The sequence below is a fragment of the Protofrankia sp. Cas4 genome (assembly GCF_963555915.1).
Lineage (GTDB): Bacteria > Actinomycetota > Actinomycetes > Frankiales > Frankiaceae > Protofrankia.
Genome location: NZ_CAUVXL010000252.1, coordinates 2535 through 25750 on the forward strand (window position 1 = coordinate 2535; position 23216 = coordinate 25750).

Annotated in this window: 23 protein-coding genes and 3 pseudogenes; 12 read left to right on the top strand and 14 right to left on the bottom strand. The window is 67.8% G+C overall.

Going from position 1 to position 23216, the window contains the following annotated elements; translation table 11 throughout:
• Positions 1 to 216: 216 nt before the first annotated feature.
• From U9979_RS22750 to U9979_RS22760, 3 genes are all read left to right on the top strand, one after another.
• Complete coding sequence (locus tag U9979_RS22750) at positions 217 to 1731, top strand: MFS transporter (protein ID WP_322750475.1); 1515 nt, start codon at positions 217 to 219, stop codon at positions 1729 to 1731.
• Between the two features lie 426 nt (positions 1732 to 2157).
• Entirely contained in the window at positions 2158 to 2799 is a 642-nt protein-coding gene (locus U9979_RS22755; protein ID WP_322780893.1) for a zinc ribbon domain-containing protein, read from the top strand.
• A gap of 16 nt (positions 2800 to 2815) precedes the next feature.
• The gene (locus tag U9979_RS22760; RefSeq protein ID WP_322780894.1) at positions 2816 to 4255 is read left to right on the top strand and encodes a hypothetical protein; all 1440 of its coding nucleotides are present in this window, start codon (positions 2816 to 2818) and stop codon (positions 4253 to 4255) included.
• A gap of 231 nt (positions 4256 to 4486) precedes the next feature.
• Here U9979_RS22760 and U9979_RS22765 read toward each other — a convergent pair whose 3' ends face one another.
• Entirely contained in the window at positions 4487 to 5197 is a 711-nt protein-coding gene (locus U9979_RS22765) for a hypothetical protein (protein WP_322780895.1), read from the bottom strand.
• Between the two features lie 29 nt (positions 5198 to 5226).
• Here U9979_RS22765 and U9979_RS22770 point away from each other — a divergent pair, with 29 nt between their 5' ends.
• The gene (locus U9979_RS22770; RefSeq protein WP_322780896.1) at positions 5227 to 5355 is read left to right on the top strand and encodes a hypothetical protein; all 129 of its coding nucleotides are present in this window, start codon (positions 5227 to 5229) and stop codon (positions 5353 to 5355) included.
• A 153-nt stretch (positions 5356 to 5508) separates the two neighbouring features.
• Here U9979_RS22770 and U9979_RS22775 read toward each other — a convergent pair whose 3' ends face one another.
• A complete protein-coding gene (locus U9979_RS22775; RefSeq protein WP_416220282.1) occupies positions 5509 to 5781 on the bottom strand; it encodes a hypothetical protein in 273 nt (90 codons plus the stop codon).
• Between the two features lie 477 nt (positions 5782 to 6258).
• On the opposite strand from U9979_RS22775, the gene U9979_RS22780 reads away from it, so the two are divergent.
• A complete protein-coding gene (locus tag U9979_RS22780) occupies positions 6259 to 6465 on the top strand; it encodes a hypothetical protein (RefSeq protein WP_322780897.1) in 207 nt (68 codons plus the stop codon).
• A 58-nt stretch (positions 6466 to 6523) separates the two neighbouring features.
• Here U9979_RS22780 and U9979_RS22785 read toward each other — a convergent pair whose 3' ends face one another.
• From U9979_RS22785 to U9979_RS22795, 3 genes are all read right to left on the bottom strand, one after another.
• Positions 6524 to 6796: a DUF86 domain-containing protein gene (locus U9979_RS22785; RefSeq protein WP_322780912.1), complete on the bottom strand. Its 273-nt coding sequence runs from the start codon at positions 6794 to 6796 to the stop codon at positions 6524 to 6526.
• 78 nt (positions 6797 to 6874) lie between these two features.
• The gene (locus U9979_RS22790; protein ID WP_322750637.1) at positions 6875 to 7399 is read right to left on the bottom strand and encodes a helix-turn-helix domain-containing protein; all 525 of its coding nucleotides are present in this window, start codon (positions 7397 to 7399) and stop codon (positions 6875 to 6877) included.
• Between the two features lie 232 nt (positions 7400 to 7631).
• A complete protein-coding gene (locus U9979_RS22795; RefSeq protein ID WP_322780898.1) occupies positions 7632 to 7940 on the bottom strand; it encodes a CobW family GTP-binding protein in 309 nt (102 codons plus the stop codon).
• A 17-nt stretch (positions 7941 to 7957) separates the two neighbouring features.
• Here U9979_RS22795 and U9979_RS22800 point away from each other — a divergent pair, with 17 nt between their 5' ends.
• The gene (locus U9979_RS22800; protein WP_322780899.1) at positions 7958 to 8107 is read left to right on the top strand and encodes a hypothetical protein; all 150 of its coding nucleotides are present in this window, start codon (positions 7958 to 7960) and stop codon (positions 8105 to 8107) included.
• Between the two features lie 416 nt (positions 8108 to 8523).
• The gene (gntH, locus tag U9979_RS22805; protein ID WP_322780900.1) at positions 8524 to 11550 is read left to right on the top strand and encodes a guanitoxin biosynthesis MBL fold metallo-hydrolase GntH; all 3027 of its coding nucleotides are present in this window, start codon (positions 8524 to 8526) and stop codon (positions 11548 to 11550) included.
• 96 nt (positions 11551 to 11646) lie between these two features.
• Here gntH and U9979_RS22810 read toward each other — a convergent pair whose 3' ends face one another.
• The gene (locus U9979_RS22810; protein WP_322780901.1) at positions 11647 to 12621 is read right to left on the bottom strand and encodes an NAD(P)-dependent alcohol dehydrogenase; all 975 of its coding nucleotides are present in this window, start codon (positions 12619 to 12621) and stop codon (positions 11647 to 11649) included.
• Between the two features lie 215 nt (positions 12622 to 12836).
• Between U9979_RS22810 and U9979_RS22815 the strand changes: the two genes are divergently transcribed.
• Together U9979_RS22815 and U9979_RS22820 are read left to right on the top strand one after the other, a co-directional pair.
• Positions 12837 to 13637 (top strand): DNA polymerase beta superfamily protein, encoded by an 801-nt coding sequence (locus tag U9979_RS22815; RefSeq protein WP_322750641.1) that lies wholly within the window; start codon positions 12837 to 12839, stop codon positions 13635 to 13637.
• Between the two features lie 242 nt (positions 13638 to 13879).
• Positions 13880 to 14452, top strand: a complete 573-nt coding sequence (locus tag U9979_RS22820) for a TetR/AcrR family transcriptional regulator (protein ID WP_322780902.1) — start codon at positions 13880 to 13882, stop codon at positions 14450 to 14452.
• A gap of 137 nt (positions 14453 to 14589) precedes the next feature.
• On the opposite strand, the gene U9979_RS22825 is transcribed toward U9979_RS22820, so the two are convergent.
• Together U9979_RS22825 and U9979_RS22830 are read right to left on the bottom strand one after the other, a co-directional pair.
• Positions 14590 to 15462 carry an alpha/beta fold hydrolase gene (locus U9979_RS22825; protein WP_416220283.1) on the bottom strand — a complete coding sequence of 291 codons (873 nt, stop codon included), beginning with the start codon at positions 15460 to 15462 and terminating at the stop codon, positions 14590 to 14592.
• Positions 15463 to 15548: 86 nt separating this feature from the next.
• Complete coding sequence (locus tag U9979_RS22830; RefSeq protein ID WP_322780904.1) at positions 15549 to 16397, bottom strand: alpha/beta hydrolase; 849 nt, start codon at positions 16395 to 16397, stop codon at positions 15549 to 15551.
• A 185-nt stretch (positions 16398 to 16582) separates the two neighbouring features.
• Between U9979_RS22830 and U9979_RS22835 the strand changes: the two are divergent.
• From U9979_RS22835 to U9979_RS22845, 3 genes and pseudogenes are all read left to right on the top strand, one after another.
• Positions 16583 to 17221 (top strand): annotated as a pseudogene (locus U9979_RS22835) (NADP-dependent oxidoreductase); the annotation flags it as partial.
• Between the two features lie 138 nt (positions 17222 to 17359).
• Positions 17360 to 17705: pseudogene (locus U9979_RS25395) on the top strand (type II toxin-antitoxin system RelE/ParE family toxin).
• Positions 17702 to 18028 carry a helix-turn-helix transcriptional regulator gene (locus tag U9979_RS22845; RefSeq protein WP_322780907.1) on the top strand — a complete coding sequence of 109 codons (327 nt, stop codon included), beginning with the start codon at positions 17702 to 17704 and terminating at the stop codon, positions 18026 to 18028. The pseudogene U9979_RS25395 and the gene U9979_RS22845 overlap by 4 nt, the downstream one beginning before the upstream one ends.
• Before the next feature lie 559 nt (positions 18029 to 18587).
• Here U9979_RS22845 and U9979_RS22850 read toward each other — a convergent pair.
• From U9979_RS22850 to U9979_RS22870, 6 genes and pseudogenes are all read right to left on the bottom strand, one after another.
• Positions 18588 to 18725, bottom strand: a complete 138-nt coding sequence (locus tag U9979_RS22850) for a hypothetical protein (protein ID WP_322751283.1) — start codon at positions 18723 to 18725, stop codon at positions 18588 to 18590.
• Between the two features lie 100 nt (positions 18726 to 18825).
• Complete coding sequence (locus tag U9979_RS22855; RefSeq protein ID WP_322780908.1) at positions 18826 to 20265, bottom strand: MFS transporter; 1440 nt, start codon at positions 20263 to 20265, stop codon at positions 18826 to 18828.
• Between the two features lie 104 nt (positions 20266 to 20369).
• Entirely contained in the window at positions 20370 to 20666 is a 297-nt protein-coding gene (locus U9979_RS22860; protein WP_322780909.1) for an MBL fold metallo-hydrolase, read from the bottom strand.
• Between the two features lie 41 nt (positions 20667 to 20707).
• Positions 20708 to 21511, bottom strand: coding sequence for a nuclear transport factor 2 family protein (locus U9979_RS25400; protein ID WP_416220284.1), 804 nt, complete (start codon positions 21509 to 21511; stop codon positions 20708 to 20710).
• A pseudogene (locus tag U9979_RS25405) lies at positions 21500 to 22423 on the bottom strand (NADP-dependent oxidoreductase); the annotation flags it as partial. The pseudogene U9979_RS25405 and the gene U9979_RS25400, both read right to left, overlap by 12 nt.
• Positions 22424 to 22542: 119 nt before the next feature.
• Positions 22543 to 23121: a TetR/AcrR family transcriptional regulator gene (locus U9979_RS22870; protein WP_322751287.1), complete on the bottom strand. Its 579-nt coding sequence runs from the start codon at positions 23119 to 23121 to the stop codon at positions 22543 to 22545.
• Positions 23122 to 23216: the final 95 nt, after the last annotated feature.

A 23216-nucleotide genomic window follows, 5' to 3' on the forward strand; every position in this document is an offset into this window, starting at 1 on the left:
AACTCGTCGCCGAACTCGCCACCCACTGGGGCGCCCGCCCCACCCGCACCGGCAAAACCGTCTGGTTCCAACTCGACACACCCGACACAGACCAGGCCAACTCACTGAAAGCGGGTAGCGAGGCTTTGCCACGGCGTCCGTGAGATCGGTTGCACGGGCCCATGCCTGGGGTCGATGATCAGGACGGCGGCGCCGGCCAGCCCGGGGGGATGACTTGTGATCCAGGAGACCCCGTCGCGGCACCACACCCGGACTCCCACCAGATCATCACTCCCGTCAGACCGCTACGCGCAGGGGTCTGCGGACGCCACTCCCGCCATGGTGGTCCTGACGTGCCTGGTCGGGATGTTCTCGACCACCTTCACGGCCACCGTCCTCACCGTGTCGGTCCGCACGGTCGCCACCGACCTTCACAGCACCGCCGGTGTGGTCACCTGGGCGGTGACGGGTGGGATGCTGGCGCAGGCGGTCGCGATGCCGATCCTCGGGCGGGTAGGCGACATCCGCGGTCACCGCCGGACCTTTCTCGTCGGTATAGCCCTGGCCATTGTCTTCTCGGTCCTGTCGGCTCTGGCCTGGAACGCCCTCTCGTTGATCGCCTTTCGGACGGCGGCGCAGCTCGCCGGCGCGGCAACGATCCCCTCATCGTTCGCGATCCTCTTCGAAGCCTTCCCGCCCGCCGAACGGATCCGTCCCTCAGCATGGGCGTCCGGTGTGCTGGCGGGTGCCTCGGTCAGCGGGCTGGCCATCGGCGGCCTGGTCATCTCATCGATCGGCTGGCGTCCGTTGTTCGCGATCCAGGCCTGTCTGGCCCTGCTTGCGTTCGTGTCAGCAATCAGAGTCTTGCCGGCCGATCGGGGAAACGCCCACCTGTCGTTGGACCGGGCCGGCTCCTTCGTGCTTGCCATGACCGCGTTCGCGCTCACCTTCGGCGTCAACCGGGCGGCCGTCTGGGGCGCACGCCCGGTGGTCATCGGGCTGCTTGCGGCGGTCCCGGTGCTGGCGTGGATCCTGGTGCGGACAGAGCGGCGGGCCGCCGTGCCGGTGATTCCCCTGCAGCTGCTCGCCGAACGCGACATCCGTGCATCCGGAGTCGCCTCATTCATGATCGGCGCGGCGCATCTGGGCAACTTCCTCGTGACGCCGCTTCTTCTGGAGGGGGTCTTCGGGTTGTCCATCGCGGTGACGTCGCTCGTGACGATGGCCCGCACACTGTCCATCTCGCTGTCAGCGCCGTCCGCGAGTCGGCTGGGAAGCCGCTTTGGACCACGCCGGCTCGCCGTCGCAGGAGCCGCCGCCTATGTGGTCGCACTCGGTCTCCTGGCGGCGGGCACACAACTCGCCACCTTGTGGATGGTCATCGTCGGGTTGATGGCCAGCGGGCTGGCTTTCGGGCACGCGCAGCCGCCACTGCTGGTCATCGCGGGCAGCGCGGCGCCGGCCGACAGCTTCGGGCTGTCGATCTCGTTGCAGCAGACCGCGATCCAGATCGGCGCCGTGACGGGCATGAGCCTGCTGTCGGCGATCGTCGCGGACTCCGTGCGTGCCGGGCCGTTCGTCGCCGCATACCTGCTCGGTGCGGCGCTCGCCGTCCTCGGCTGCATCGCAGCCCACCTCTGCTCCCCTACTCCTCTGCTCTCTACGCGCGAGGGCCGGACGCCCCAGGCGGAGCTCCACACCCTCAGCTCAGACGGTGACCTGGACGTTTACACGGGGCCGCTGGGGCGCTGAGAGCGCCCGGCAACAGGGGCGTGGACGAAGGAGCGGGGCCGCAATCCATGCGGTGCGACGAGTGGAAGAACGACGTCAGGAGACGCCAGTTTTCGGGCGGAAAATGTATGTCAACCATCCACTCGTGCTGGACCGGCCACCCGCCGGCCCCCACCCGCCGGCCCCCACTCGCCGACCTGCACATCCACCACCGCGGCGCATCCGCCTCCCGCCTACTCACCAACATCCACGTCGAGGGTCTGGAGCCCCACACGCGTCAGAGCGCCCGGTCACGCTCTATGATGCGGGTTGTCCGCAGATAGCCGATGGTGCGACGAGCGTGGTTCTCGAGCTGCCGGAGGCCTGGTGGAATTGCAGAGTGCGGGAGGTCCGGGTGGGGCTGCGGGCCCTGGCCGTGAGGTGCGAGGGAGCGGCATGGCGAACCAGGTGCCTTTCACAAACAACTACCGGGACCTGTCGACACGCGAGGGTTACCAGTATGAGTTCTCCTGCCTGCGGTGCGGTAACGGGTACAAGTCCGCGTTCCGGCATTCCGTCACCGGCTTCGGTGGCCGGATCGCGACGATAGGTGGGCGGCTACTCGGCGGCAACATGGGTAACCGGATCGCCGACGCCGGCTGGAACGCCGAGTGGCTGCGTGACTCTACCGCCGGGTCGACCAACGACAGGATGCTGCGCGCTGCCGTCGAAGAAGTCTCCCCCAGCTTCCAGCAGTGCCACCGTTGCGGCCAGTGGGTCTGCAAGCAGGTCTGCTGGAACGGTACCCGCGGCCTGTGCGTGACCTGCGCACCCAAGGTCGACCAGGAGATCGCCGCCCGCCAGGCCTCGGCCCAGGTCCAGCAGATCGACGAACGAGTGCGGCAGGTCGACTGGACCGACGACCTCAACCTGCGCGACCGGGGCACCGGGCTCTGCTCCGGTTGCGGGCAGGAAAGCGGTGGCGGCAGGTTCTGCGCGCACTGTGGGACCGCCCTTGCCGCCGCGCGCCCCAACAGGTTCTGCGTGAACTGCGGGTCCGGTCTCGGGCCGGGGGTCAGCTTCTGCGGCGAGTGCGGAACAACCGCGTAGCCGCCGGCCGCTACCGATGCGCTACCGACTGATGGGTCCCGACGAGGAACTCCTCGAAGACGGCGAGGCCACCGCGGTTGTGCGTGATCACACGCTCGTGGTCTCGCCGAGGGCAGGCCAGCCGTTGCAGGTCCGGTGCGCCGACATCCTCGGTGTCACCGACGTCGCTGCGGGAGCCCTGCTCCTGCAGTTGGCGGAGGGCCCGATGCTGTTACTGGAGGGCTTGGGTCGGCTGCACGGTCAGGTGCTGGCAGACCTTGTCCAAGCCCGGGCCGAAGATCTCATCCAGACCCTGCTGCTGATGGGCGTCGGGCGACCGGAGCGGTTTGCCGGAGCGCTCGACGGCGTGGACGCTGCGCTGTACCTGTACGACGACGCCCTGATTGCGGTGCCTGACCTCGGCGATCCAGAACAGGTGCCGTACTCGTTCCTTGGTGAGATAGCCGCTGAGGGGTCGGGTTACCACCTCGAGATCGCCACCCTGGACGGACGCAGGCTGGTAATCGCGCGGCTCGGTCGGCGCACCGGCGAGTTCCGCGAGCTCCTGCGCGTCCGAGTCAGCGCGGCCCGGGCACGCAGCGGGCACCTGGTCTCGGCGCTCCTGCCCGGCCTGGGATCGCTGGCCGCCCGTCGGGTCGCCGGCTACCTGGCCGACGGGGTCGCTACCCCGCGCGCCCAACTCGACGGGGTCGACCCGACCACGTTCACCTCGCTCGTCGCTGTCTGCTCCACACCCCGGCAGGCGCGCTGCATCGACGTACTGGCCACGATCGGCACGCTCTGGTTCGGCCTGCATCAAAGCGTCTCCGTCGAGCGGGAAGGCTGGTCGACCGGCCGCGACGACGCCCACCCGATCGGGCCGAGGAACCACGCCGTACCGACCCCGGCGCCAGGCGGATTGGCCGGGGTCGCCCACGGAGGCCTGGTGGATGCGATGGGCTCGGCGATGAGCGGGGGGCTTGACGCCGAACCGGACGTCGACGCTGTACTGGCCTATCGCCTGCTCGGCGGGTACGGGCGCGAGGGGGCCGGATTCGGCGGCCAGTCGCTGGGGCATGACCACCAACCGAGGCCACGCGCGCAGCCGAACCAGGGACGTGCCCGCGCGCCGTGGACTGATCTCTCAGCGCTCACCGTCAGCGGCGACGCCCCGACGGTCCTCGCTTTCACCTTCTGCGAAACCGCTCGCCACGTGCTGTTCGAGGTCCTCAGCGAGGATGGCCACGCTACCTACGTCTACCGGGCATACCCTGGCTGCGTCCCCGCACTGAACCAGGCACTCGCGCTGCTCGGGTTCCGGGTCGCGGCGATCTACTCCGATGCCACGACCGCCGCCTCCCCCTACCGCCAGGCCGTCGAGCGCCTGCCATACCTGCGGGTACTGCGCGAGGCGTTCGTCGGGCGGATCATCCACACGGACGACTGGGAGCAGCAGGTCCGAACGTTCATCCGCTAAGAGTGCCCGGCAATAGGGGCGTGGATGAAGGAGCGGGACTGGGGTGCGTGCCCCGGCTCCGCGACGCCGCGTCCCTATTGCCGGCCACTCTTTGGGAACGATGTGAATCTGGTGTTGTGGCAGGAGCATCAGATACACATCGTTAAGAGCGCCCGGCCCTGTGGGTGCGGGGCGCCACAATTCGGCTCTGGAATCAGCAGGTGGATATCCGTCTCGGCGACCCACCTACAATCAGAACGTGGCGGCAAGAGCAATCAGGCCGCTGCGCCGCACCAGCGCGATATCGATGATCTCCGGAATCATGTTCAACACGGCCATCGGTTCGCGCCCGCCGCGGCCGCCGTCGCCGGCGTCGCCCCACCATTGGTCGAGACGGTCCAACGCGACGGCCCGCTCGTCGGGTGCCAGCGTGCAGGCAGCCCGCCAGCCGTCCGCGCAGCGTGCCACCTCGGCCGCGGATGCCAGCGTGTTGCCCACCACTCCGGGCAGGGACCGCGCCCGGTCCGGGCCGAGCGCGTGCAACAACCCCGCGACCGGCGATCCCCTGCGTAATCCTGCCACCCGCGCCAAGGCGCTGTCGTCGCCAAGCGCACCGCCGATGTTCACGAAGACGCAGTCGCCGACCACCGCGATGTGGCCGAGCCTGTCCAGATTCATCGCCGGGGTGTCAGGTAGGTGCGCCTGTGCCGGTATGACGTCGTTGAAGGTCCCGACCCAGTCCCGGTAGCAGGTGTCTATCTCCGCGTCGGCGGCGAGCCGGCGGAGTTCGGCCCGCACGGAATGGAGATAGGCCTCGTCAGCGTCGGCCCGCAGGACGCCCAGACACCAGTAGCCGGTGGAACTCAGGAGACGCCTCCCGCTTCGACCTACCGCAACCTGCTTCAGGCTACCCGGTGGGGCTGATCCGGCGTTTCGGAGCGCACGGGGCCGGTTTCCGAACACGGCCGTGAGGCTACTGGACCGATCTGGAAGTGCAATACGCAGCGACGGCGGCAGACGCGGGAACCACCAGGGTGACAGTCGTCCCCGCGGATCCCGACGCGCTCGCCGCGTTGGCCCTCGACGAGAACCTGCCGGTCGAAGACAACGGCATGCGGTAGCCTGCTACCCGCATATACCGCCAACGGCGACTCCCCACGCCTGCTGTGTTTCAGCGGAGCGGGTTTCACACCCGAACTACACGAGGCCGCCGCCGGCAACCAGGACTCAAACGTCTCCGTTTTCACCCGGGACGGCGACGGCGTGCGCCATTCCTAGAACGAATCCGCGGAGTTCAGGCTCTGGTATACGCTGACCTCAGGCGGCGCGGATACTCCGGCGGCCTGCATGAGTCCGGGGATCTCGGTCTGGTTCGCGAAGAAATTCTGGAACGCCTCCACGCTTTCCCATTCATCGACCGCCAGCACATGGTCCTCGCCGGCCACAAACCGGTGGTGCAGGCAACCCTGCGCCTTGCCGTCGCTGGATACCGCCGCGAATTCTGCCGCCCGTTCGCGGTGCGCTTCTCCGAACATCGTCGGATCCACGACAAACTTGACGATCACTGTTACCGACATTTTCTACCCCCGTGTTCAAGGCGGCGACCGGGCCGCCGGACCCACCAGCGTTCTGGTGCCTCCGCACCTTAGGGCAAGCCGTACCAGGTTATCAACACGGGCGTGCGTTCTCGTACAATCGGCGACCAGGCGAACACAGAACCGCCGCCGTGGTCCATTCCCTGCCGAGACCGAGCGGGTGGACTGTGATCAGGGGATGGACTGTGATCAGAGGGTGGCCGTCGGCCTGAGGCGGCGTGCCATCTACGGCAGGAGCCGCCAGCGTCTGCCCGCCAGCCACGTCAAGCCGGCTATCGCGCTGGGCGCCGGACGGGTGCTGGTAGTGGGTACCGAGCCGATCCGCAACCCCGAGGTTCCGCCCGGCGGTCGCCCGCCGCAGGAACCCGCGGTACAAGATTCCGCCGCACCGATGTTGAAGGCTGTACGGAAGAGGTCCTGGCGAATCGTTTGTCCGGCGCACGGTTTCTGCTGGACCCTGAACTGGCGCTTCTTCGCACCCTACTTGGTCCGCTCCCGAGTAGCAACGATATCCTCAGCTACCTGCTCTTCGAACCGGACTTCGTCGACGCCGTGATTCAGCTGGGCAGCGACGATGCGAAAACAATCCTCAAACAAGTACTCTCCACGCCGAACCCGGAAAAAATTTCTGGCTGACGACGGAGTTCCCGTGAACCGGAGCGCCACAGGAATTTCTGGGGTGTTTCGGTGGAGGTCATTCATTCGTGTCAGCGGACTCATCGGCCAGGTGCCGGCTCAGCCGTCGGATCGCCTGTTCCAGGTCGGGCAGGTCGTGGTCGACGGTGGCCTGCAGGATCGCGTGCGAGGTGTCGAAGTAGCGGTGGGCCAGGTGATCGCGCATTCGTGCGATCTGCTTCCAGGGGATGTCCGGTTCGGTGACGAGCAGGTCAGTGGGTAGAGCTTTGACGGCCTCCCCGATCTCGAGGAGTCGGATTCGGACCGCGTCGAAGACCAGACCATCCGAGATGGTTGCCGCGCTGCAGGTGGGAACCGATCGCCTCGATCGCGGCGAGGATGTCGGACACCCGCTGACGGTCCCGGTAGGTCACAGCGCCACCTGTTCGCGCTCGACCCGCGCGCGGACCTCGGGCTTGAGGTCCTGCGCCGGGACCAGGTCGACCGGGACACCGAGAATGGTCTCCAACGCGTCCTGCACGCGACCGAGCCCGAGCAGTCCCAGATCGGCGGGCAGGTCGGCGAGTAGGTCCACGTCGCTGTCAGGGCGGTCCTGCCCGCGGGCCACGCTGCCGAACACCCGCAGGTTCGACACCCTGTGCGCTGCGGCGGCCGCGATCAGCTCCCGCCGGTGGTGACGGACCACGCGCCCGATCGGCCCAGACAGCATCTGTAGCTGGTGCGGCGGTCTGCGAATTCCCACGGTGAGCTCGAACCCGGACGCCTCGATCAGCGCAGCCAGCGTCGACACGGCCGGCTGCCGGTGCCCGGACTCGTAGGCGCTGATCACGCTCTGCGTCACTCCCGCGCGGGCCGCCAGCTCGATCTGAGTCAACCCCGCCCGGCGACGCGCGTCTCGAAGCACCGTTGCCGCCACGTCACCGGAAGAGAGCACGCCCCCGATAATATCGCGAATCGTCGATATTGAACAAGCTGCTGAGTCGCTGAGGACGGGCCTGCGCCTGACCCGCTGCCGGGCCACGTCTGCGACGGGGGGCCGAGTCACGATGGCTGACGGTGACGGCTACGGTGAACTACCCGGCCCGGTCACGGACCAGAACGCCACCCAGCGGTGTGACGGCCTTCAGGCCGCCAGCTCAGCTGGCCCGGACCACTGGCCTCAAGTATCACGTACTGGGGGCTTCGGGCCTGTTCATGACGCGCCGCACGGCATCGAATGGATCATCACGGATCGTGCAGCAGACACACCCGTTCGCCAGGCTGACGACCGCACAGTCGTCCACGCCGACTACGAGGTCTGCGTCGATGCTCAACGAGCCGAAATCATTGACGAGCACCACGACCCGGAGCCCGTGATCACCGCCCATAATCCGGTTCAGCAGAGTGGTCTTCCCCGCCCCGAGAAAGCCCGTGAGAACGGTAACCGGAACCGGCCACACAGGCTGCGGCTCCGGATAAACCACGCTGTTCGACATCTGCCTACCACCAGGTGGTGGCCTACGGGCTTAAACGTCGCCAGATCGGCGACGCTCAGGTCGGTGTCCTGGAGCCGCTCTCGGGCCCGTCCCGGGCCGACCTGATCGGCGTGGACTTGATCGGCGTGGACCTGGTCGGCCCGGTGGGCGCGGGGGACCCGGGGTAGACCGGATGATCGGGCCGTATTGGTGGGAGCGGCCGGTGATCGAACCGGACAGGAAGATGGCCAGGAAAACGCTGAGGCCGAACAGTGCGATCGTCAGAGATACGGCGCCGCCCAGTAGTGAGCGCCAGCCGATCCGCCCGCCGAGCAGGAAGTGTTGCATCCACCATGCCCAGCCGAATACCAGCGGGGAGCAGATCAGGCCGGTCACCACGGCCCTCCGCCACACCCCGCCCCGCCCCGCCCCGCACCGCGCCGCGCCGCGGAGATCAGACGGATGGCCAGCCGCCCGAGGACCAGGCGAGGTAATGGCCGAGGTCGCGTCGGGTGATTCGCCGCATGAGCGTGTTATCGGCTTCGGGCCGGGCACGGTTGATGTGCGCAGGCACGGTTGATGTGCGGGCGACGAGGGGAGCAACATGTCGAACGGTCACGAATCGGCGGATGCGGTGACGCCGGCCCAGAGCCGTTACGGCGGCGGCCCAGGGGCAGGGATCACGCTGCCCCCCTACTACCGGCCGACGCCGAGTGCGAAGAACGGCACGACGTTCTTCCCACTCGCCGAGGAACTGGGCGACGACGAAATGCGGATCACGTTCGCCGGTTCGTGTCCGTTCCCGCCACGGCGTGACCAAGCGGGCACCTGCATTCTGGTCGAACTGGGCAACGGGCGGAGCTTCGTCTTCGACTTCGGCCCCGGCTGCCTGCGCAACCTCGTCGCGCTACAGATCCCGGTCCCGTCGATCAACGACATCTTCCTGACGAACCTGCACTCGGCGACGATCGGGGAACTGCCCTACCTGTACGCGTTCGCTCCGTGGACCGGGCGCTGGAAGCCGCTGCGGGTGCACGGCCCGTCGGGTCGCACGCCGTGGGAAGGTACCGCAGCGATGATCGAGGGCATGAAGGCGATGGCCCACTGGCACACCAAGGCCTTCTCGGGAGCCCCCGTGGGCGACGGCTATGAGGTCGACGTCGACGAGTTCGACTGGACCGACGACGGCGGGATCTGCTACGACCACGACGGTGTCACGATCCGGCACTGGCGCCGGGTCCACACCATGGCCGGCGCGACCGGCTACCGGCTCGACTGGAACGGCCTGTCGTTCGTCTGGACCGGCGACGGCCGCCCGGACGAACTGACGATCGAGCAGTCCCAGGGTGTTGATGTGTTCGTGACCGCGCTCCAGCTCGATATTGGGCCGATTGCGGAGATCACGACCGGTGTTCCCGAGGTCGTCTACGACCTGTCGACGGACCGGGGACACACGAGCCACTACGGCGCCGGCTACATGATCAACCAGGTCAACCCGCGGATGGGGATGGTCACCCACCTGGCGGTCGAGCACGGGCTGATCAACGAGACGATCGCCGGAGTCCGCACCCACTGGGACGGCCTGTTCGCGCTCGGCGCACCTGACGGTGTGGTCGTCAACGTCACCAAGGACGCGATCTCGAACCGCCACGCCGCGCTCCCGGATGCGGCCAACGCGCGAAGCGCCACGACCCGCAACGAGCTGCGCGCCATGTTCGGTGGAACGATTCCCGAAACCCTTGAAATCCCCGCGCCGAAGTATGTGATCTCGGAGCTGGTGGATGAGGAGACCCTCGCGCGCGAGATCCCCGCCACGACGTACGCGCCGGCGGACGTCCAGCGTCCGATGGTGCGCGAGTTCCCGGCCCACCTCGTGGGCAAGAAGATCCCGATCGCCATGCTGCTCGGGGCCAAACAGGTCTCCGACGCACTGCAGGACCTCACGAAGGCCTACCGGACACTTACGGAAGCGGTCGGGGAACTCACCTCCGGTGTCCTGACCAAGACGATTCCCAACGACTGGGTCGGGCGCCGCGTGACCGACGGCGTGAACGCGGCGACGCGAGCCGCCACCCAGGCCCTGGGCGCCACCGCCAGCGCACAGCGCGGCATGGCGGAACGCGTCCAAAAAGGGGCCGCCGCGGCCCAGGGCCAGAGCATGAGCCACGCCGCGCAGCACGCCGCGCAGCACGCCGCACAGCACGCCGCCCAGCACGCCGCGCAGCACGCCGCCAGCGTGGTGCGCGGCGCGGTGGAGGCGATCAGCAGGCCGGTGACCGCCCCGCGGCCGGCACCGAATGCCACCACCAGCGGCGCTGCGGACGGAGTACGCGAGTCGAGCCGCAGCGCGACGGGCACTGAGACGCCTGCGCAGAGCCGTTACGGCGGTGGCCCGGGCGCCGGGATCACGCTGCCGCCGTACTACCGGCCGACGCCGAGCGTGCAGAACGCGACGACGTACTTCCCACAGTCCGAGGAGCTGGGCGCCGACGAGATGCGGGTGACGTTCGCCGGCTCGTGCCCGTTCCCGCCCAGGCGCAGCCAGGCCGCGACGTGCATCCTGGTCGAGCTGGGCAACGGGCGGAGCTTCATCTTCGACTTCGGCCCCGGCTGCCTGCGTAACCTCGTCGCGCAGCAAATCCCAATCGCGACGATCAACGACATCTTCATCACGCACCTGCACGTGGACCACTACGGGGAGCTTCCATACCTTCATGGCTCGGCTCCGTGGATGGGGCGTTGGACGCCGCTGCGGGTACACGGCCCGTCGGGTAACACGCCGCGGGAGGGCACCGCGGCGATGATCGAGGGCCTGCAGCAGATGAACCACTGGAACACCACCGCATCCTCGACCGTCCCGGTCGGCCGCGGCTTCGAGGTTGAGGTGAACGAGTTCGACTGGACCGACGACGGCGGCGTCTGCTACGACCAGGACGGCGTCACCATCCGCCACTGGCGCCGGATCCACAACATGAACGGCGCGACCGGCTACCGGCTCGACTGGAACGGCCTGTCGTTCGTCTGGACCGCCGACGGCCGCCCGGACGAGCTGACGATCGAACAGTCCCAGGGCGTCGACGTGTTCGTGACCGAACTGCAGATGGACACCGGCGCGCTCGTAGCGATCAAGACCGGTACGCCGGAAATCCTCTACGACATGACCATCGACCTGGTACACACCGATCACTACGCCACCGGCTACATGATCAACCAGGTGAATCCGCGGATCGGTATGGTCACCCACCTTGCCTACGACAACGATCTCATCGGCGAGGCGATCGCCGGGGTGCGCACCCACTGGGACGGCCTGTTCGCGCTCGGCGCACCCGACGGGGTGGTCGTCAACGTCACCAAGGACGCGATCTGGAACCGCCAGGCCGCGCTCCCGGATGCGGCCAACCCGCGCCGCCCGCGTACCTCCGATGAGCTGCGGGCAATCTTCGACGGCGCGCCTCGAAAGGTCCCGGCACCGACACACACGGTTTCCGATCTCGTCGACCGGGTAACGCTCGCCAGGGAGATCCCCGGCGAGCGTTACGTCCCGGTGGACGTGCAACGCCGAGCCGTGCGGACGTTCCCGCAGAGCCTGGTCGGCGAACAGGCCCCGCTCGGCGAATGGGCCCATTGGTGACAAGCGGTGATAAGCGGTGATAAGCGGTGATAAGCGGTGACCGGCAATGCCCTCCGGCCGTAGCGAAAACCGCGCATCGTCGGATGGGCTTGGGCCTCACGCCACGGTGACGACGACCTTGCCGCGGGCGTGTCCCTGCTCCACGTGGCGCAGGCCCTCGGCCGTGTCGGCCAGCGGATACGTTCGGTCGACGACCGGCGTGAGCGTCCCATCCTCAATGAGCCCGGTGAGGGCGAGCAGCTCCGCCCGGTCCTCCCGGGTCGGGAGGATCCGCAGGCGCTGTCGGACGAAACCGTTGACCACGACCGCCCGCAGCATGGGGCCCACCGCCCCGACCACGCGGCCCGGTGAGCCGCCGGCGTTGAGCACGAGGGTCCCCGTCGGGGTCAGCGCCCGGCGCAGCCGGCGCAACGGCCGGTTGCCCACGTTGTCGAGGATCACGTCATAGTGCGCGTGCCGGTCGGTGAAGTCCTCCACCGTGTAGTCGACGACGTGTGCGGCACCGATCGAGCGCACCAGCTCGACGTTGCCGGTGCTGCACACCCCGGTGACCTCCGCGCCCAGCGCCGCCGCGATCTGGACGGCGTACGTGCCGACGCCGCCGGCGGCCCCGTTGACCAGCACCTGATGTCCGGCCCGCACCTCACCCACGTCCCGGATCCCCCGCAGGGCGGTCGCCGCCGCCACCGGGACCGCCGCCGCCTGCTCGAAGGTCAGGCCCGCCGGCTTGGGCACCACCTTGTCCGCCTCGGCGCGGGCGTATTCGGCGAACGCTCCCGGGCAGAAGCCGAACACCTCGTCGCCGGCCTGCAGCCCGCGCACGTTCGCGCCGACCGCCTCCACCCGACCCGCCGCGTCGAGCCCGGCCACCCGGTACTTCGGCCTGGTCAGCCCCACTCCCATGAGCCGCGCGACGAGCGGGTCGCCTCGCAGCATGTGCCAGTCATACGGGTTCAGCGCGGCGGCGTGCACCCGAACCAGCACGTCGTCGGCCCCGATCTCGGGCAGGTCGGTGTCCACCAGCCGCAGGACGTCCGGCGGGCCGAACCGTTCCTGGACGATCGCCTTCATCAGGTCTCCTCATGTCGTCACGCCCCTATTGCCGGGCGCTCTAACGCTAAACCGGCGTAACGGTCCGGCGCGGTGGGGCTATCCCCACCGTTGCGTGGCCGCGCGGGCGGCTGCGGACCGGACCACACGAACGCCGGCGACGTTATTACGTCAGGCGCTTGGAGCACGGAAAAAATGGTTCGAGCGGCCGGCGCCGGTCGTGCCATCATCACGGCATGCCCGTTGCCGCACCCCAGACCGAGTACGGCGACCGTGAATTGGCGTTGACCGGGGAAATCCTGCGCACGGTCGTCGGTTCCGGCGTGCACGGCATCGCCATCGAGGGCACCGACGACCACGACGAGATGGGCGTCTTCATCGAACCCCCGGCCTACCTGATGGGGCTCGGTAAGCCGTCCGACCACTACGTGTTCCGGACCCAGCCCGAGGGCGCACGCTCCGGTCCCGGCGACACCGACCTGGTGATCTACTCGCTGCGGAAGTATCTGCGGCTGGCGACAAAGGGCAACCCAACGGCGCTGCTACCGCTGTACGCGCCGGCCGACACGGTGCTGCTCGTCACCCCGCTGGGCGAGGAACTGCGCAGGTTGGTTCCGGCCATGCTCTCGCAGCAGGCGGTGCGCCGGTTCCTGGGTTACCTGGACTCCCAGCTCAATCGACTGGTCGGCCGCGGACCGCGACGCGGGACACCCAACCGACCGGAACTGGTGGCCCGGTTCGGCTACGACGTCAAATACGCCTCCCACGCTCTACGGTTGGCCTACCAAGGCAGGGAGGTCGCCCGCGACGGACGGCTGACCTTGCCGATGCCCGAACCGGAACGGCAACGCGTCCTGCAGGTCAAACGCGGGGAGGTCCGCGAACTCGGCGCCGTGCTGGACGAAATCGCCGACGTCCAGTCTCAGGTGGAGAACCTCCTCGCGGCCGGCCGAACACCATTGCCGGCCCAACCGGATCTGGCGACCGTGCAGGAATGGTGCGTCGAGGCTCATCGACGGCACTGGGGCTGGACCTGATCCACGGTAAACAGCGGTGACGGCCGCCGACCGGGGGTCGATGTGATAGGCGGCGGGCGACCTCATCCGCGGCCAGTACGCGCGACTGGTCCACGCCGATCTGAAGGGGACGTCACTTTGGGCATGCCTCGTCTCGGACGTCACCGATCACATTACCTGCCGGTCGTAATATTACGTACGTCATACTACAATCTAGGATGGGGTGCAGGGCAAGGGCCTTGCAACGCGAATGGAGGAGCCCGGTGGCGCGCTACGACAAGGAGCACAAGCAGGCGACGCGGCAGCGGATCATCGAGACCGCGGGCTATCGGTTCAAGCAGGACGGCATCGACGGCTCCGGCGTCGCCACGCTGATGGCGGACGCGGGGCTGACCAACGGTGCGTTCTACGCCCACTTCGCGTCCAAGGAGGACCTCGTCGCGACAGTCGTCGCTGACCAGCTCGGTACACAGGCCGCGAGGTTCAGCACGCTGGCGCCCGGCCGAGCGGGACTGGAGGGGTTCGTACGCGACTACCTCTCGCCTCAGCACCGGGACAACCCCGGCACCGGATGCCCCTCCGCCGCTCTGCTCGACGAGATCGGGCGCTGCGCGACCACAACCAAGCACGCCTACACCGACGGTACGCGGGCCATCGTGGACGAAATCGCCGCCCGTCTGGCTCCTGACGATCCGCAGTCCGCACGCGGAAAGACGCTCGGGCTCTTCACGTTGATGGTGGGAACGATGCAGCTGTCCCGCGCCCTGTCCGACCCGAGGTTCGCCGACGAGGTCCTCGAACAGGGCATCCAGAACGCCCTCGCATTCATACGCTGAGCACCACGCATGGCGCTCCGCGGCGGAACGCGCACGGCTCAACCGTATTGGGGCTGACGACCGGTCGTGCGGATTCTGCGAGGCCGGCCCCCTCGACCGCGACTGGCGGGAGCGAAGGGGCCGCCTCCCCTCCGGCTCTACCGCTCGAGGAATTCGAGGGCCTTTTCGACGAACTGCCCGTGGAACTGGAAGATGCCGCCGTGCCCGGCGTCGGGGTAGATCACCAGCTCACTGTCCGGCAGGCGTCGAGCCAGGTCGGCCGAGTTCTTCGTCGGTACCATCCTGTCGCTCTCGCCGTTCGCGACGAGCACGGGCTGGCGAATGACGGAGAGGTCGGATGGCCGCTCCAGCCCCCAGCGGTGGATGGCCTTGAGCTGTGCGCCGTAGGACTTGAGGGAGATCGCCTTGTCTCGGTTGTCGGTGCGCTCCTTCAAGCGTGCCAGGAACTCCTTGCCTGCCTGACGCCCGTTGGGAGTCCTGGTGAAGAAGAGGAACTGCTTCGGGTCCTGCAACGTGAGCAGCCCGCGGATGGTGTCGAGATGCGAGAGCTTGGTGACGTTCTTGATGCCCTCGCCGCCGGCGGGCCCCGTGCCCGCGAGGATCAGCGTGCGGACGAGCTGGGGTTCGTCCTGAGCGATCACCTGGGCGATCATGCCGCCCATGGAGAAGCCGAGGATGTCGACCTTGTCCAGACCCAGCGCCCGGATGAAGGTGACGGCGTCCGTCGCCATCGCCTGGATGGTGTTCGGCGTCGAGCCGGTGGACGCGCCGACGCCCCGGTTGTCGAACGTGAGGACCCGGTGCTTCGCGGCGATGCCGTCGACGACCCGAGGGTCCCAGTTGTCGAGGACCGCGGCCAGGTGGGTGAGGAAGACCACCGGGACGCCGGTCTTCGGGCCGAGCTCCCGGTAGGCGAAATCCACGCCACCGGCGGAGACGGTGCGGGTCGGTGCGTTCTGGTACGACGTCACCACGTTGTTTCGTATTCCTTGTCTGTTATTCACGGCCATGTCCTTCTGTGGGTGGGATTTCTGTGAGCGTTGTGTGCCACACCCCTCGAGTCACGCCCCTCGAGAAGAGCGAGGGCGCAGTGCAGTCAGTCCGCGAGGAAGATGTTGACCTGCGTGACGAACTCGTCGATGTGCTGGAACAGGAAGGCATGCCCGGCATCGCTGTAAAGAACGAGGGTGGAGTCGGGGACCTGCTCGACCGCCTTGTAAGAGGCGATGGCGGGGATCATCACGTCGTGGATCCCGTTGGCATACAGGACCGGCTGGCTGATCGCCTGCAGCTCGGACTTGAGCTGGTCCCAATTCACGGCCAGGAGGCGGGCGACAGCGGCAAGTTGGCCGCGGGCAGCCTCCTCGGTCACCGCGGGGCCGCCTTCGAGGCGCTTTGAGACCTTCGCGAGGTGCTCGAGCCCGGATGCGCGGGCCTGTTCGGTCTCGGGGTAGAAGAGGTAGAGCAGGTCTTCGGCGTCCGCGTCCGGCTTGGCCATGATGGAGAGCACCCGCTCGCTCATATCCGGGGTACCCGGCGCCACGCCCGGCCCGCTGCTACCCGCGACGATGATCTTGCGTACGAGGTCGGGCCGGCGCAGGGCGACGTGGTGCGCCACGATGCCACCGAGTGACCAGCCGAGCAGGTCGACCTGCGTCAGGCCGAGAGCATCGATGAACTCGATCGCACCCTCGGCGAACCCCTCGGAGGTGTCGCGAGGCTCACCGCTGGTGTACCCGATGCCGACGTTGTCGAACAGGATGACGTCGCGGTCCTGGGTGAGGCGGTCGATGAACTCCGGGTCCCACCAGTCGATGGTGCCGCGGAACCGCATGAGCAGGACAAGCGGCACACCACCCTGCGGGCCCGTGCGCCGGTAGGTGAACACCGTGGAGGGGCCGGCGGCAGTGTGGTTCTCGAGGGTGTCAGCCATGTAGGTCGTCATGAGTCTCTCTTCCCTGTTGTCTCCCAGGCTGTGACGGCAGTCTGAGGTTCGACGGGCGCAGGCCGTGGGAATGGGTCCCTGTGCGGTCGAGCCTCTCGTCATCGCATGTCCCTGATTGAAGTATGTCCATAATTCTATCACGCCGCAAGTCGGCGAACCGAGCGAGATGAAGAGAGCAGGAGGACATGAAGGCCTTCATCGTCGAGCGCTACCGCAAGGACGGCCTTCGAGCTGCCGAGGTCCCAGAACCCGAGCTGGGAGACGGCGACGTCCTGGTCCGGGTCCGCGCCGCCGGCGTCAACCCGCTGGACTCGAAGATCCGGGACGGCGAGTTCAAGCGCATCCTGCCCTACCGTCCGCCGTTCGTGCTCGGGCACGACGTCGCAGGCGTCGTCACGCGCGTCGGACCCGCGGTGCGGAGGTTCACAGTGGGTGACGAGGTCTACGCCCGGCCCGGGAAGGACCACATCGGGACGTTTGCGGAGCTCATCGCGATCGACCAGGACGACGTCGCGCTCAAGCCGGTCGCGCTGTCCATGCAGGAAGCGGCCGCGGTGCCCCTGGTCGGCCTCACCGCATGGCAGGCACTCGTCGAGCGAGCGAACGTGACCGCCGGCCAGAAGGTCCTCATCCACGCCGGCTCCGGCGGCGTGGGGACGATGGCGATCCAGCTCGCCAAGCAGCTGGGCGCGACCGTCGCGACGACCACGAGCACTGCGAACGTGGACTGGGTGAAAAGCCTCGGCGCCGACGTCGTCGTCGACTACAAACAAGACGACTTCGCCACGGTCCTCTCCGACTACGACATCGTCCTCCATCCGTTGCGCTCGACCAAGTAGGCGGCCGCGCCTCGGTCTTGCCGCCTGTTTCCCGGAAGCTGGCGGCGTCGAGAAGGTCCTAGTACACTGATGTACTGAACCTTCCTTGATCCGAAGGGGCCGTCGGTGAGCTATCAGCTGGCGATGGTCGACGAGGTCAGGGAATGGTTGCATACGCTGCGCCGGGCAGACCGAACGACCGCGATCGGTGTAGGCCAGGCGCTGGCCGCCCTCCTGGCGGAGGGGCCTGGCCTCGGACGGCCGCTGGTCGATCGGATCAAAGGCTCGCGGATACACAACCTAAAAGAACTCGTGCCCCGGCTCGACCGGGACGAGCGAGGTCCGTGTCCTGTTCGTGTTCGATCCGGAGCGTCGAGCGGTCCTACTCGTCACGGGCGACAAGGCGGGCAAATGGTCCGCCTGGTACCGGCGGGCGATACCGCTGGCCGAAGCCCGGTACGCCGTCTACCTCAAGGAGCGTGACCAGTGAGCGCGGTTCACGACTACGACAGGGACAGCTTCCTCGCGGAGTTCTTCCCCGACGACGCCGACCGCCACGAAGTCGAATCCGGCGCCAGCCGACTCGTTGCCGAGAACCGCGCCCATCGACTTGCCGAGATGCGTCGCCAGCTGGGCCTGACCCAGGCGGACGTCGCCGACCGGATGCACGTCCGCCAAGAACGCGTCTCCGCGATCGAGCGGGCCACCGTCGATGCCAGCGAGCTGCGCACACTCGCCGCCTACGTCAAGGCTCTCGGCGGACGCCTGGAGATCATCGCCGACTTCGGCGGTGAACGACTCGTCATCGGCTGAACACCACAGACCCGCCCCGGCCCCTCGCGCCCTCACCTTCGAGCGGCCGGGTCACGTTGATTTTCCCTCTAACGAACCACCCCACGCCGATGGATCAACAAGAATCGGCGTCAAATAGCCTCGACCAGGGCCTGTCTGATAGATCTTCGATCGCGCGGATCGATGCCCAAAAGGCGTCCCGCCGCCTTGTCGTCGTCACCGACGATATCCATCAGACAGGCCCTAACTGCGCTGTCCCCCGTCGACGATGTTCCACGCACGTGCTGGCGTTGGAGCAAAAAATGGTCAGGGATTCTCGTGAGGTCGCCGGGCCGGCGAGCAATTGTCAGAACTTGTGGATGAGGTTCGTGGCTCAGGAAATCGGCCGTGCGGTGCGAAGGTGAGGGTGGAGGCGCTCATCGTCCATTCCAGGCCGTCGAGGCCGCCGCCGAGATACGTGGCGGATCGAGGGGAAGCGGCGGTGACGATTAGGTTGTTAAGCGGGGTCAGGAATCCGGCTACGCAATTTCGCCGGCCTGTGCCGTTCCGTGTGTATCCGCCGGGAAGGCGCACGGTCCCGTCAGCCTTCCAGGGCCTGCCGGTAGCGCTTGGCGTGCAGGGCGAGGACCTCGTCGGGTAGGGGGTTGACTGGGTTGTTGCCCTGCAGGATCAGTGGCTCGGCGAGCGTCATGCCTATGAGGTTGGCGGTGTTCGGCATGGGGGATATCCCTTAATCTGATTAGCGGCGAATGGATTGTGAAGTGACACGTCCGGCGGTCGAGGCGGTGGGCTTGTCAGCGCACCGCCCGGTACGGGCTCTACGCAGCCACCGCCGCAGCCTCCGCGATCTGTTCAGGGCTGGGTGCCAGCCGGGGCGAGAGGAAGGTCACCGCGATCGTGACGACGGCGTAGACCGCCGCCACGAGCAGCCCGCGGTGAAAGCCCTCGGTCAGCCCGTCGGACTGGCTCGCGCCGGAGGCGATGGCGGAGGTGGTCCGGGAGGTGGACAGGGTGCTCACGATGGCGAGCCCGAGCGCGCCGCCGACCTGTTGGAAGGCCTGGACGACACCGGACGCGGCGCCGGCCTCCTGGTGGGAGACGTCGACCACGGCGGCGATCTGCGCGGGAACGGCGATCGCGCTGAGGCCGGCACCGAAGATGATCAGGCCGGGCATCAGTCCGGTCGGGTAGGAGCCGTGTGCGTCGACGCGCGCGAGCAGGAGGAGTCCGGCGACGTTGAGCACGGCGCCGACCATCATGACCGGCCGTGTTCCGAGGCGGGTGACCAGCGGGGTGGCCATGACCGCCCCGAGGATGGCGGCACCGCCCATGGGCAGGAACTCCACTCCCGTGCGCAGCGCCGAGTCGCCGCGCACCTGCTGCAGGAAGATCGCGGTCAGGAAGAACATCGACAGGAAGGCGGCACCGTTGAGCGCGAGCGCGCCACCGGCCGTGCTGAGCGCGCGGGCCCGCAGCAGCCGTAGCGGAACCAGCGGCGCCGTGGTCCGCGCCTCGACCGCCAGGAAGGCGGCGAGCATCACCACACCCGTGGCCAGGCACCCGATGACCTCCGCCGAGGACCAACCGACGGGTTCGGCGCGGACCACGCCGTACACCACGGCGAGCAGGCCGCCGGTACCGAGCACGGCGCCCAGCAGGTCGAAGGAGCGGTTGCCCTGGTGCGGGGCGATGGGGCGGACGAAGACCGGGGTGGCGATGACGAGGGCGATCACGATCGGGACGTTGACGATGAAGACCCAGCGCCAGCTCAGGGAGTCGACCAGCACCCCGCCGAGGACCACGCCCGCCGTGCCGCCGAGGCCGGCCAGGCCACCCCAGACGCCCATGGCGATGTTGCGTCGCCGGCCGTGTTCGAAGGTGATGGTGAGGATGCCCAGGGCGGCCGGGGACAGCAATGCGCCGCCGAAGCCCTGGACGGCCCGCGCAGCGATCAGCTGTCCTGGTGAGGTGGCCAGGCCCCCGGCCAGCGAGCTGACGCCGAACAGGGCGAGCCCGGTGATGAAGACCCGCCGCGACCCCAGCAGGTCGGCCACGCGACCGCCGAGCAGCAGGAAACCGCCGAAGAGCAGGATATACGCGCTGATCACCCATTGCAGTCCGTCGGTGGTGAAGCCGAGACCGCTCTGGATGTGCGGGAGCGCGACGTTCACGATCGTCACGTCCAGCACCACGATGAATTGTGCGAGGGCCAGCACGGTGAGCGTGGCCCAGGGACTGCGTCGCATGGCGAGATTCACGGATCATCCCTTTCTTGAACTGTAGGTACAAATATTGGGCACGGCGCGGCGGGCCCGAATCCATACGAGCGGTGGGGGTCAGAGAAGGTCGATGGCTGTGTTGATCACCCTGACGAGGCGGTCGGGCCCTGACTCGACACGGGCCATGAGCCGCGGTCGGCGTAATGGTCGCCGTGGCCATGGGTGATGTAGATTTGCGTGATGGTCCGGCCGATCTTCTCCACCCAGGCGAGCACCTCACGGGTGGTGCCGATGGTGAAGGGCGGGTCGACCAGGACAGCGTCGCGCTCGCCGTAGATCAGGGTCGTCGAGATGGGCGACCACACCATCGGGTCCCCGTTGGGAAGGTTTAAGGTGCCGGTGTACTGCGGAATCGCGGGTGTCACGAACACCTTGAACATCAACGCGGTGATGTCTGTCTCCTGCTACGACCCGGCGGCGATCAGAACATCGTGTGGTCGTTGGCGGAGGTCTCCGGCACGTCCTGCGAGGCATCCCAGTGCTCGACGATCTTTCCGTGCCGCACCCGGAACAGGTCGATGACCGCCCGGCCGCGCTCGCCCGGCGTGTCGACGTACTGGCTGTGGACGGCCACCAGATCGCCCTCCGCGATCACCCGCTTCGGTGCCACGCTCCCCTGCGGGAACTGTTCGAAGTAGGCGCCCAGCCCGGCCTTCAGGCCCGCCACGCCGTCGGGGATGTTCGGGTCGTGCTGGTGGTACTCGCGGCCCGCGTACCTGTCGATGGCGGTCAGGTCTTTCTGGACCAGGAGCTGGTCGACGTACGCGGTGACCAGCTCCTTGTTGTACGCGGTGAGCCGCCGCTGCCCCGGCGCGTCGGTCTGCGGCCGGCTGAGCGTGGAGAACATGTCGTTGCCGTTGGCCGTGGTCGCCGGCACATCCTGGAGGACGTCCCAATGCTCGGCGAGCTTCCCGTCCTGGAAGCGGAAGATGTCGAAGACGGCGATCCCGGGGGTACCGGGGGTGGTGACGGCGTGGGAGTGCAGGAGCGCCAGGTCCCCCTCGGAGATGACCCGCTTGAGGTCGTAGGTGGCGTCCGGGAACTGCTGTTGCCAGAAGGCGCCGAAGGCCTTGAGGGCCTCGGGGCCGTCGGGGGCCAGCGGGTTGTGCTGGATGTAGTCCGGGCGAACGTAACGGTCGACGACGGTCATGTCGCCCCGCACGAACACGCCACTGAGGACCTGGACGGCCAGCTGCGCCTTCCTGGTCTCCGCCACGGTCAGCACGATCTTGCCGGTGGTCCGGTCGGTTTCGCCGAGGGCGTGGGCCTTGGCGGCCTCGGCGAGGGGGAAGACGGCCTCGATGTGGGCGCGCAGAGCGCCGGTCTCGACGAGGTCGGCGATGGCCTGCATGCCGCCGTGGTCGGCTTCGACCAGAAGGGCCTCGAATCGTACGCCCCGCTCGGCCGCCTTGGCCGCCACGTCGGGGTCGCCACCCAGGAGCGAAATCAGAGTGCCGCCCGGACGCAGGACCTCCAGGGAGCGGGCGAGGTTGTCGCCGGCGACCGGGTCGAGAACGATGTCGACGTCCGTGACGGCCGCGGTGACGTCGACGGTGCGGTAGTCGATGACCTCGTCGGCTCCCAGGGAGCGCAGGAAGTCGTGCTTGGCCGCGCTGGCGGTGCCGATCACATATGCGCCCCGGGCCTTGGCGATCTGGACGGCGAGGTGACCGACGCCGCCGGCGGCCGCATGGACGAGGACCCGCTGCCCGGGCTGGACATCGGCGGTGTCGACGAGTGCCTGGTAGGCGGTGAGGGCTGCGAGCGGGAGGGCACCGGCCTGGACGTGGTCGATACCGGCGGGCTTGTGGGCGAAGGAACGGGCGGGGGCGGTCACGTACTCGGCGTGGGCGCCGACCCCGTAGGGGTAGGGCAGCATGCCGAAGACCTCGTCGCCCGGCTCGAACAGGGTGACGCCGATACCGACGGCCTCGACGACGCCGGAGACGTCCCAGCCCAGGACGAGTGGCATGCGGTCGATGGTCAGGACCTGAGCGCGGTTCTTCCAGTCGGTCGGGTTGACGCCGGCCGCGCGGACGGCGACCAGGATCTCGCTCAGGCCCGGCACGGGCCGGGGAACGATGACCTCCTTGAGCACCTCGGGAGAACCGTGGGTGTCCTGGCCGATGGCGCGCATGGTGGCGTTGTTCGTCATGCGTTCGGCGAGATCGAGAGTCATGGATCATCCTTTTCTTGAACTGTAGGTACAAAATTTCAGCATGGCGGGGTGGCCCGAATCCATGCGTGCCGTAGGGGTCAGAGAAGGTCGATGGTTGTGTCGATCACCCTGATGAGGCGGTCGGGCCTTGACTCGACACGGGCCATGAGCCGCATGCCGTTGACGGTGCTCAGCAGCAGGCTGGCCAGGCCCTTCGCGTCACGTCCAGGATCGATCTCCCCGGCGCGCTGACCCTCCTCGATCAGGGCGCGAAGGGTGCCCTCGATGCGGTCGAACATGTCTTGCACCTGCGCCGTCACGGATTCATCCGTGCGGCCGAACTCCATCGCGGTGTTCAGCGCCAGACAGCCACGGCGGTCGGGGTCGGCGAGGTCCGTCTCAGCGACGACAAGCAGTGCCTTGCGTAGCCGCTCCTTCACCGGCCCGGAACCCTCCAACAACTCCGTCACGGCCGAGTTCTGCAGGTCCAGGTAGCGGCGCAACGCCAGGTCGAACAGTTGGCGTTTGCTGCCGAAGGTGTTGTAGAGGCTGCCCTTGCCGATGCCCAGGGTGTCGATCAGGCATTGAGGTGTGGTGGCGCCGTATCCCTGTCGCCAGAACATCTGCATCGCCTGCTCGACCGCCACATCCGGGTCGAACTGCTTGGGCCTTCCCACGACTCAGACTCTAACACTTTTCTGGACCTGCAAGTCAAGTATCTGTCTGTCAATCAGAACCATGGAATCCGGGACGGGCACCGGCCGTCGGCGAT

Excerpts from the sequence above, each read along its gene's own strand:
- U9979_RS22850 (WP_322751283.1), bottom strand. The coding sequence starts at position 18,725 with ATGCCGAACACCGCCAACCTCATAGGCATGACGCTCGCCGAGCCACTG.
- gntH (WP_322780900.1), top strand. The coding sequence starts at position 8,524 with ATGTCGAACGGTCACGAATCGGCGGATGCGGTGACGCCGGCCCAGAGC.
- U9979_RS22810 (WP_322780901.1), bottom strand. The coding sequence starts at position 12,621 with ATGAAGGCGATCGTCCAGGAACGGTTCGGCCCGCCGGACGTCCTGCGG.
- U9979_RS22830 (WP_322780904.1), bottom strand. The coding sequence starts at position 16,397 with ATGACGACCTACATGGCTGACACCCTCGAGAACCACACTGCCGCCGGC.
- U9979_RS22795 (WP_322780898.1), bottom strand. The coding sequence starts at position 7,940 with ATGTCGAACAGCGTGGTTTATCCGGAGCCGCAGCCTGTGTGGCCGGTT.
- U9979_RS22860 (WP_322780909.1), bottom strand. The coding sequence starts at position 20,666 with ATGTTCAAGGTGTTCGTGACACCCGCGATTCCGCAGTACACCGGCACC.
- U9979_RS22760 (WP_322780894.1), top strand. The coding sequence starts at position 2,816 with ATGCGCTACCGACTGATGGGTCCCGACGAGGAACTCCTCGAAGACGGC.
- U9979_RS22815 (WP_322750641.1), top strand. The coding sequence starts at position 12,837 with ATGCCCGTTGCCGCACCCCAGACCGAGTACGGCGACCGTGAATTGGCG.
- U9979_RS22825 (WP_416220283.1), bottom strand. The coding sequence starts at position 15,462 with ATGGCCGTGAATAACAGACAAGGAATACGAAACAACGTGGTGACGTCG.